Raw genomic sequence first — 9,554 nt, forward strand, 5'->3', positions numbered from 1 at the left:
CGGCGGGCATCCGAAAACCTGGCGCCCTGAATAGCGCGGTGGGGCCAGGTCTTCGCAGGTTACGATGCTACGACTTAATAGGCTCTTTTTTCATGCGTGGTCAGCTCTTTGATCCACTGTGGGTCCACAGGCTTGCGCCATTGGCCACGGGTGTGAATTTTCAGGCCTTTTGCGTCCCACTCGGCCATCTTCTTCTTCACTGACTCGGTGTACTCGGATGCCCTGCATGAAATTTCGGCCCAGGGGTCGACGATCCAGGCGTCTTTCCATTCGGATTGTGAAAAATCAATGGTGGCTTTACCTCCCGAGGCCGGTCCGCCGACAACTGTGAATACGTGGTCGCCTCCTTCCACATACCATGTTTGGGCCTTTCCTCCGCTTTTTTCGATGATGTTTTCGGATAGCAAAGCCATTTCCCCACAGTTTCCAGCCCCGGACTTCACAATCAGGTTTGGATGGTTCAACGCCCCAGGCGGTACGGTGTTGCGCAACCAGTTAATCGTCATATCTGCGGCCTCAGTGCGGGCCAGGTCCGCTTTTGAGTGCATTTGGTTAGCAGGCCCCAGGCCGGTGGCTTTCATGGAACGGTTCACGCTGTCTTGCGCTTGTTGTGCGTAGAATTTGTTTTGCTGTTCAGCGGTCCACGATGTGAAGTTGGCGGGATGGTCCAGCGCGGTAACCTGGTTGGGTTGCAAGGCAATATCCGCTTTATCAATCGCTTTGGCCCGCTGTAGCTGATAGACAACCTCGCGTTGCTGTTCATCCGTCAGATTCTTGCACATTGCTTTTAACTCATCGATGTCCTCTTTCAAGTAGCCCGTGCGCTCCAGATCTTCAAAGGCAAATTTCAATTTTGGCAGCGCAATGAAATTGGCATCAAACGGTAAGTTGGCAGCACCTTGACGGATGCTGAATTTATTCCGGTAAGCCCTCACCATCGGCAGCTCCCTACGCGTGCATTTATTGAACGTCAGCTGGCTGCCGGGTGTCTCCTCCAATCGTGCGTAGTAGAACTCGGCGGTATCCGCCTCGATCACCAGGTATTTGGCGGTACTGCCGTGTGCCTTGTCGTTAACGATCACCCCACGCAGTTCACGTTTATCGTCGACAGCATCAGTGATGCGGTTGAGCTTGACCACGCGTGTTTCTCGCTCCAGCCCCTCACTGTGTTGTGCGCTGAAAAAGCCGAATTCGGGTTCATTTTTGAGTGTGCCGGTGATTTTTGATTTGTAGACGATGGGCTTGGTCCCAGGCACCGGATGCAATTTTGGCCCCCTTTCGCCGTCGACCATTTTCCAGCGGCGGCGTTCGAAAATCACAAACTGGCCCTTGCGCAGGAACTTCGGCGCTGAGGGAAACAGGCGCACGTGCTCAAGCGCCTGAAGTTCCTGCTTCAATTCGCCGGATACCTCCTCGATGAACTTGGTAAAACAGACGTCGTTGGCACCGCGCTTGACGCGGCCGCCGATACTGGGGGCTGGGCACCAGGCTTCAAAGCTTTCCAGCGGCGTGTAGTGGTCGGCTGACTCCAGGTCTCGTAGCAAGCCTGGTTGGCGAGAGTCGTAGCGGTAAACCTTGCCCTCGTTGATCAAGTCGAAGCCATGGGTGCGCGTGACGGTATAGGCATCTGCGGCCAAAGGCTTTTCGGTGACCAGGGCTTTTGTGCCGTCGGAAAAGGTTTCTTGTTTCAGGACCGAGGATGTGTCAGACACAAAACCCTCAAGCGCAGGACCATAAGCGGCCATGGTCTTTGCGTCGTAGGCATACCACTCATTGCCCTGGCGTATGGCGGTGATGTTGGCCCGGTCCTGAGCCCCGGAAAGCCACACGCTGCCATTGGCCATGTCAGCTGTCTGCTCAGTTAGCTGGCCATCCTGAAGCCGGCTCAACGAGCGGATTGATTGCGTGGTAGTGGCAGCCGTGAAGTCCTTGAGCTCAATTGCTTCAACCTCTTTAACGCCAAACTTCTCGATAAACCCCGCGGATACCTTGGCAGCCGCCCAAGATGCAGCAGATTTGGCCAAGCCCCACAAATTGCTGGCGCCCTCTGTGGCAACAAGGATCGCGACATCAATGCCAAGGTCTACGCCTGCTTTCAGGAATTGGCCGTGATAAAGGTCTTCCAAGCTGCTGGTGCCGGGCAAGGAGTGCCATATGGCCTTGAAGAAGTCACGGGGTTGCGTGGCCGTTTCAAGTGTATTGCTGGACCAATTACGGTGAAGGTCGACAAAGTCGGATTTGTACAGGTATGTGGAGTCGACCATCACTTTGGCCAATTTCGATAGTCTTCCAGCCACATAATGGGGGGAGAACGCGTCATTTTCCTGGTGGGCAGGGAAGGACACCGGTAACGGCCAGGGTTCGTTATTGTCATCCAGGAGGCGTTGATCGGTGGCTCTCAAAACGACTTCTGATTTAACCCCCGATTTAGGTTCAGTGCCGGTCTTGAAAGCCTCGGCATCGATTTCCAGGCTGACTTTTTGGCCTAGGGGGGTATCCGGATCAATGTCGGCAATTCTTACAATCTGGCCCCACGTCGGGTAAACCGCAAAATCTCTTCTGGCCCCGTTGTAGATCGACGTGATCACCATGCCGCTGCCGGCGCCTTCAACGTTCAAAAACTCTACGTCGCCATAAAGCAGGCTCTTGCGCTCTTCGACAGGCAGCTTGTTGAGCATGTTCTCGAACAGTGTCGTGGTATGCCGCCTGCGAAGATTGAAATCCGCCTTTATAGCCTTGTCGAATTCATCGTTGATCACTGGAAAGCCAGGTTCCCCGGCCTTTTTACGCAGGCTGTCGAAATCCACATGATTGCCTTCCTGCCCCCAGCTTTCATCCAGCCTGCCTGCTTCATAGATTTCTGCCAGGCTATAGTGTCTCCCGCTGATCAAACCAGCGAGTTCGTTTTCAATCATAAAGCGTTTTTCATAGTCGATATGGCTGCCGAACTGTTCTCTTAGTACTTTCAGTGCCATGTCCCTTCTATTGGGCGCTTCAACTGTTCTCAGCCACTGGACGGCTTCGGCGGTGGCCTGGGTGGCTGCCTGGAGTTTCTGCTGGCTGTCTTTCAATTGCTCCAGGGTGTAGTTGTTCTTATCAACGTTGTTATGGATGGCCGCCCAATCCAATAACGGATTCATTTGCGCGTAGCTGTATATCTGCGCTTCCAGTGCTGAGATAGGCCGGATGTTATGAAGACTCATGATTTCCGGGTACGTCATGTTTGCGGTCGCGCCAGGCGCTGTCCATTCGATCCGGTTGACCGCAGTCGTAAACTCGACATCCTCCGGCGAGCCGAGCGTTACTTGTTTCGGTACATCCTTCACCAGTAATTGCGGTGCCGCCCCTTGTAGAAGCAAGTGCGCAACTGCCGGTGCAAGGTGACGAGGGATGCCTTTGTTCTCAATCAGGTGTTGCGTGAAGCGTTCGCGCCTGAGGTGAGTGCTGCGGCCAACGTTATCGTTGTCGGTCAAATCGGCTCCGGCAATGGTCTTGTGTTGAGTGCCGGCCGTTGGATCAACTTCCAGTATCAGGTACGTCAAAAGCAACTTCCTCAAGCTGGTTGAGGTTACAGCCACCTTAATGCGGGTTTGCAGATCGGTGGCGAGTTCAAGCGCATCACTGCAGGTAAGCAGTTGCTCCAGTGCCTGTTCAGGATCGGTACTGAGGTTGGTAACCCTACTGCTGAGGTAATTGAGGAGCGTGTTATTGGTGCCGATCCTTTTTTTCGCCTCTTCGACCAGCTCATCGCGTTGCGCGGCATTCAGCGGCAGTGGCGTCGACAGGAACCCCCAGCGATTGCCCAGCGGAGGAGAGTGGGGAGCCCGCGTCTGCAAGGCCTTCAGCAAATTGTCGTTGTCTGCTTTTGATGACACTGGGTACCAGTTGTTGTGCGAGATAAATTCGGCAACCGTTGTCACGCCCTTGGGTTGATGGGAAGAGTCTGGATCGACCACAAGGCGCCTGGAGCCGCTGTCCGGTGTCCAGTTTTCCAAGGCTTGGATCAGTCTGTAACGGTCGTTGCTGTCACCCACTGCGGTGTTTTGCCGGGCCAGCCAGCCCATTGTGTTTTCTGGGTTATCAGGTGGGTTGGGAAATTGTTGGGTGCGGCCCATCAAGGCAGCCTGTTGGTCAAATCTCGTGCTGCCGGGGGTGTCGCTGAGGCTATAAAAGTTGGCCACCCATTGGTAGGGAGCACCGTTGGATTCGGCGTGAAGCAGTGCAATGGGTTGTGTTTGATTCGCGAATGCCTGCGCTGCGGTTAGCACGGGCGCCAGCGCGTCAAAGTAATTGGGGTACTTTTGCGCGAACGCGGTGGCAGTGAAACGCTGTTCTTGCGCCCCAACCTTGCTAACCAGCGCGTTGTCCGTGGGGTCATAACGCAAGGAAGCCAGGTCAACCTTCTGCTCATGCGCCCACGCCTTGAAACCCTGGCTATTGAGGGCTTTGTGCAGGTAGGCCCGCCATTGACCGAACAGGCTGTTGGGCGGTATCAGTTGGATGATTTTCGATGCGGCTTGTTCGGGGGCGAGTTTCAGTTCAAGCATTGCACGATGAACAGTGGTGGCAAGCTCACCTTCGGCGCGCGCCAAAAGGTCTTCGGGGGTGTCCTCAGATTCCACAAGCGCCGCCCGGCTGGCTTTGATGGCGGCGGCCAGTTTTTCAAGTGGCGAGGGGGAGAGCGGCGTAGAGGCCAGCATTTGCGTCACGGCCTGCTGGTTTTGCCGTACGGCGACAGACTGGGGATCGTTCAACGAGGTGTCGACCAGTGCGCTGAAGGTTTGATTTTGAACCAATGCTAAGCCACGATTTAGCAAGGTGTTCAGTTGGTGTTCTTTCCAGTCGGGTTGTCGGGTGTCTGGCTGAGGGGGCATTTGCTCATTGTAGAAACGCATCACCTCGTTCAGTGTTGCGGTGGGCGGAGCAGGGTAGTGCACATTGGCATGAGAGCCTGCGGCCATCTGCTGCACCGCCTGCTTTATCTTGAGCCAGACATTACTCCACTCTTCTGACTTTTCTGACACATCGTTCAGGGTGAACGTGATTTCCACGCCTTTCACGTTGGCGGTCAGGGTGCCTGTGTCGGGGTTGATGCGGGCCGTCTTGGGATCAAGGCCTTGTTTCTGCGCAAAGTCGGTAAAAGTGGTGCTTGTGAACGCATTCAGAAGCTGCTGGCGAACTTGGTTGAAGGTTGAGTACTCGGGCACTTCATTGAGCATAGGTGGCGTATTGTCATTTCCACCATTCAGCGCTGGCAATTGTTTCAGCAGCGTCTCGCTGCACTGCCATGCCAGCGCCTCGTCGGCCTCCTGAACCCTTTGGGTTGCGGTCAACGGCGCATAGCGAGCGAGGCGTTGATCCAGTTGCTCCGCAGGCAGATCGACGATTTGTTGCTTGGCTTGCTGTTGACGTTGCTTGACGGGGGCATAGTGTTGCTCGTAAAGCGGGTCGGAATGACGTAGCGAAGGAAATGTTCCCTCACGAATCAACTGCCCAATGTTGAATAACGTATCCTCATTGTAGTTTCGGGAGTAATCATGGGGCAGTGGCACGCCATAGAAGTTGGTAATCAGCTCAGGAAACGCCCGGTCTCGCCCGAAAAATCTGAAAGGTTCACGACTGGAGCCCGCCACTTTTGTGACCGCTTTGAAAACCTCCGATGTTGCCCTTGAAAAACTGTCTTTGTCGTACTGGCTGATATCAATGTCGTGGTCCTCCTGCTGCAGGAGGAGGCGCCCGGCGGGGTCGATCACCAACGATTCACTATCGATGTCATGGGTTTGGGCAAACGATTTGAAGGGTTCCGAGCGAAGCGCATCATCCAGCTCGGCAAGGGCCAGGCCAAAAGTGGAGTCGGGCTCGACGTGAACCGTGTATTGGGTGCCTTTTAGAGCCAGCTCTTTATCGTTAAGCAACGCGTTGATCAGGGTGTAGGCTGTATTGATCGCCAACTCCGCATCAGCCTTGTCAACCAATGTGTCGGCGAACTTGCGCAGCGAGGCGTTGCCTGTGTCCTGGCTGGGGGGCGCGTTCTGCAGATCTCGACGTAAGCGCGAAGAAACAGGGCGAATTTTTGGCGCGCTGGGCACGGGACTATCAATGATTTCTTGAATCAACTGCTCGGCGTTTTTTTGCGGATCGAGCGCACTTGGCTGACCAAGAAGTTTCTCGACCTCTGCCCGTACTGCGGGAGCTGCCAGCGGATCAGGCGAACTCATCACGTGTTGCCTGATCTGCTCGAACAAGCTTGATTGTCCTTTTGTCGCTCTGAATCTGAGCAAGGATTCAATGCGCTGACGCGTGCGATCCGGCAGATCAACCGGCGGGGTGAAAGGTGTCTGGCGTTGGTCGATGGGGTTAGCGAAAAGTCCGATGACGATGGAGGTGACCGAGGTGCGGAGCGTGCCAGCCGGTGGTTTCGGGTTATCACGCTGCGCAGTGGTTGTGCGGTGGTTTGAGACTGGAAGCCCGATCATGAGAAGTCCTCAACAGCAGCGGATATAGGCAGGAAATTCCGCGTAAATGGAAAATGGAAGACACTTTTCTTACGTGGCAACCAGCGCTGTTAGGTTCCTTTTGAATTCCCCTATAGATCTATCTAGGGAGGCGTCGCTGTTTCAGGCGAGGTTCTGCTCAGTCAGTCGCTGCACCGCCAGGCGACGGTAGTGGGAAGGGGTCATGCCCTTGAGTTGCTGGAAGCGCCGGTTGAAGTTGGAGATATTGTTGAAGCCCGACTCGAAACACACATCCGTCACGGCTTTATCCCCATCGGCCAACAACTCGCAGGATTTGCTGATACGCAACCGGTTGACGAACTCGATGAATGTGCGCCCGGTGGCCTGTTTGAACACGCGAGAGAAGTAAGTGGGCTTCATGCCCAAGTATTCCGCCACTTCTTCGAGCGGCAACTCCCGCGCGTAGTGGGCGAAAATGTAGTCTACGGCGCGGTTGGTGCGGTCGATGCTGTGCTCGTCGGCCAGTTGCGGCGTGGTTACACCGGACAGCAGTTGGTAGTCCTCGCAGGCGCTCAACACGTCCAGCAGGATAAAGAAGTGCCCCAGGCGCGCCATGCCCTGGGCGTCCTCGATGCGTTGCATCAAGGTCATGGCCTGGGCGATGGTCTTTTTGCAGCGAAACTCGATGCCGGACTGTGCCCGCTCCAGCAGCGGCGCCAGGCTTTTGAGTTCGGCGAAGATGTGGCTGCCGTGCTCGAACAGCTCATCGGTAAAGTTCACCAACATGTCGCGCTTGGGCACCACCTCGTCTTCCTCCACCTGGCTGATCCAGTTATGGGGCAGGTTGGGGCCGGTGAGGAACAGACTTTCCGGGTAGAAGTTGCCGATGTAGTCACCGATAAACACCTTGCCGGAGCTGGCGACGATCAGGTGCAGCTCGTATTCCTTGTGGAAGTGCCAGCGCACCAGCGGGCAAGGGAAACCGTGTTGGCGATAAATAATGGACAGGCCGTTGTGGTCGTCCATCAGTTCGTAGGAAGGGTCGGTGATGCGCGTTGCTCGGGTCATGCTGCCGTCGCTTTATTGTGGTTGCTGCGTAGGATAATGCCCCCTTGCGCACGACCTCGCCAGCGTCGATGTTTATACGTTGCGGTTTTTTGCCTCGATCCACTGGGACATGTACTGCGTACTTTTGTGGGCATGGTGGCGCAGCATGCTGCCGGTGAAGTTATCGCGGCGATGGGCCGAAAGGCGCCCGCGGCACTGCTCCAGGCAGGCCACCAGCGCCGGGCCATGGATGTTCTGGTCATACCGTCTGGCCAGCAGTCGGCGACCGTCCTCCTGGGCCTGGTTCCAGCGTTCACAGTCTTGATACAGGGCCACCGCGGCTGCCGCGAGGGCCGGGGCGCTTTGTTCCACGGCACCAGGCCACGGCTGTTCATCCCCCATGGCCTCGGCACCGATCGGCGTGGTGACGTTTGGCGTGCCGCACAGCATCGCATCCGCCAGCTTGCCCTTGATCCCGGCGCCGAATCGCAAGGGTGCCAGGCAGATGCGCGCCGCGGACATCACTTGCAGGGCGTCTTCGGCCCAGTTCATTACATGAAAGCCCTGCGCCGGGTTGTGCAGGGCCGTGGCTTTGGGCGGGGTGTAGGCGCCATAAATGTGCAGTTGCGCTCCCGGGAGTTGCTGGCGGATCAGCGGCCACAGGCTGTTCTTCATCCACAGCACCGCATCCCAGTTGGGGGCGTGGCGGAAGTTGCCGATGCTGAGGAAATGGGCACGGTCTTCAAATGGCGCGAAGGGCTCGGTCGGCGGTTCCAGCATCAGCGGGCACCAGTGGAGCAGGGCGGCGGGCACCTTGAACTGCTCGGTGAGCAGGCGTGCCTCTGCGTCGGAGATCATCAGGCTGATGTCACAGCGATAAATCGCGGCGATTTCGCGCTTGGCAATGTCAGTGTCGGCCATTAGCCGGAATTCTTCGTCCAGGGCCAAATTGAACAGGGCGCTGAAGTCGTTACTGTCTGGATGCGTCCTCAGGTGGTCCTTGAGGTGCTGGTGCCGGGCATCGCGCAGGCTTTGCAGGTCGCTGGTTTCCAGGACGCGAAGGGCATCGGGGCATTGTTTCTCGACACGCCAGCCAAACTGCTCTTCCATCATGAAGCGGTCGAACAGCACGATATCCGGGGCGAGTTCGCGGATAAAATCATCGAAACTGCTGTTATTGAGTTCGATTAGGCATTCGGCGATGCCCAGCGCGGGCAAATCGGCCTTGTGCTCGCCGATGGTTGCGGGGCTGCTGAAGGTTATGTCCCAACCTTGTGTCAGAAAGCTCTCAAGAATCTGCATCATATGCCCGCCTGCGGCCGAGGAACGCGGCTCCGGCCAGACATAACCAATGACCAGGACTTTGGTGGCAGGCTGATTCATCAACAACAGGTTCCTTGAAGGGCAGGGCGATCGGCGCGCAATTAAACCATAACCGGCGGCATGAGAATTTATGTCTGGCGGTAGGTAGCCATCGCACTTTGTGGTTAACTTCCGCCTCTCGAATTCGTTTCATCAAACCCAGCATAAGGATTCTGTTCATGGCTCAAGTCACCCTTCGTGGTAATCCTGTCCAGGTTGAAGGCGAACTGCCGAAAACCGGCTCCACCGCTCCTGAATTCAGCCTGGTTGCTGTCGACCTGTCGCAAGCGACCCTGGAAACCTTCGCCGGCAAGCGCAAGGTTCTGAACATCTTCCCAAGCGTTGATACCCCGACCTGCGCGACCTCGGTACGCAAGTTCAACGCCCAGGCCAACGACCTGAGCAACACGGTCGTGCTGTGCATTTCCTCTGATCTGCCGTTTGCCCAGAAGCGTTTCTGCGGCACCGAAGGCCTGGACAATGTGCTGAGCCTGTCGGACTTCCGCAACGCCGACTTCGCTGTCGACTACGGCGTTTCCCTCGCCGACGGCCCACTGCAGGGCCTGACCGCCCGCGCCGTGGTGGTACTGGACGAGAACAACACTGTGCTGCACAGCGAGCTGGTTGCGGAAATCGGCCAGGAGCCGAACTACGAAGCAGCCCTGGCTGTTTTGAAGTAACTGTTTCGGT

The 9,554-nt window shown here is 56.4% G+C and carries 4 protein-coding genes; 1 reads left to right on the forward strand and 3 read right to left on the reverse strand.

The window, feature by feature from the left end; all coding sequences use genetic code 11:
• Positions 1-74 precede the first annotated feature (74 nt).
• From AC3WP7_RS21945 to AC3WP7_RS21955, 3 genes are all read right to left on the reverse strand, one after another.
• Positions 75-6,476: a hypothetical protein gene (locus AC3WP7_RS21945; RefSeq protein WP_102592978.1), complete on the reverse strand. Its 6,402-nt coding sequence runs from the start codon at positions 6,474-6,476 to the stop codon at positions 75-77.
• 141 nt (positions 6,477-6,617) lie between these two features.
• Positions 6,618-7,523 carry an AraC family transcriptional regulator gene (locus AC3WP7_RS21950; protein WP_071490598.1) on the reverse strand — a complete coding sequence of 302 codons (906 nt, stop codon included), beginning with the start codon at positions 7,521-7,523 and terminating at the stop codon, positions 6,618-6,620.
• Between the two features lie 72 nt (positions 7,524-7,595).
• The gene (locus AC3WP7_RS21955; protein ID WP_093530351.1) at positions 7,596-8,885 is read right to left on the reverse strand and encodes a glycosyltransferase; all 1,290 of its coding nucleotides are present in this window, start codon (positions 8,883-8,885) and stop codon (positions 7,596-7,598) included.
• A 158-nt stretch (positions 8,886-9,043) separates the two neighbouring features.
• Here AC3WP7_RS21955 and tpx point away from each other — a divergent pair, with 158 nt between their 5' ends.
• A complete protein-coding gene (tpx, locus tag AC3WP7_RS21960) occupies positions 9,044-9,544 on the forward strand; it encodes a thiol peroxidase (protein ID WP_092249064.1) in 501 nt (166 codons plus the stop codon).
• Positions 9,545-9,554: the final 10 nt, after the last annotated feature.

The organism is Pseudomonas sp. FW305-3-2-15-C-LB1, assembly GCF_058787615.1.